Here is a 365-nt window from a genome sequence, read left to right as displayed (position 1 = left end):
CTAGAGAAGCTGAAGTTTTAAAACTTTTAACCATTGGTAAAAAGAACAAAGAAATTTCAAAAGAGCTTGACATTAACGAAAAAACGGTTAGTACTTACAAAGCGCGTTTAATGCGTAAATTAAAAGTTACTAATTTAGTTGATTTAGTTAACCAAGCTAAACTAGCAGACCAATTATAAAACTCTGTTTAGCTTTCTAGATAATAACATTTTTAAGCCTGAGTATTCTTTAACCTCTTCAAGAATATTTCTGTTTACATTACCTTTGTTTTGTAAAGTTTCTTGTTGAAACTCTTTGACCTTTTGGTCTATTAAAAAGCAACGCAGGCTTAAAATTGTTTCACTTACTAGTTGAGCAACACTATC

2 protein-coding genes are annotated in these 365 nt (G+C 29.9%); one reads left to right on the top strand and one right to left on the bottom strand.

What is annotated here, in order from left to right; all coding sequences use genetic code 11:
• On the top strand, positions 1 to 179 hold a 179-nt coding region (locus FUA24_RS05095; protein WP_148540295.1), incomplete at its 5' end, for a helix-turn-helix domain-containing protein.
• On the opposite strand, the gene FUA24_RS05090 is transcribed toward FUA24_RS05095, so the two are convergent.
• Positions 174 to 365, bottom strand: a 192-nt coding sequence (locus FUA24_RS05090) for a hypothetical protein (RefSeq protein ID WP_148540294.1), incomplete at its 5' end; no start/stop codon positions are given. The genes FUA24_RS05095 and FUA24_RS05090 overlap by 6 nt on opposite strands.

The sequence above is a fragment of the Seonamhaeicola marinus genome (assembly GCF_008085455.1).
Note: the sequence above shows the minus strand (reverse complement) of the source record. Positions and strands in the feature narration are given on the sequence as shown.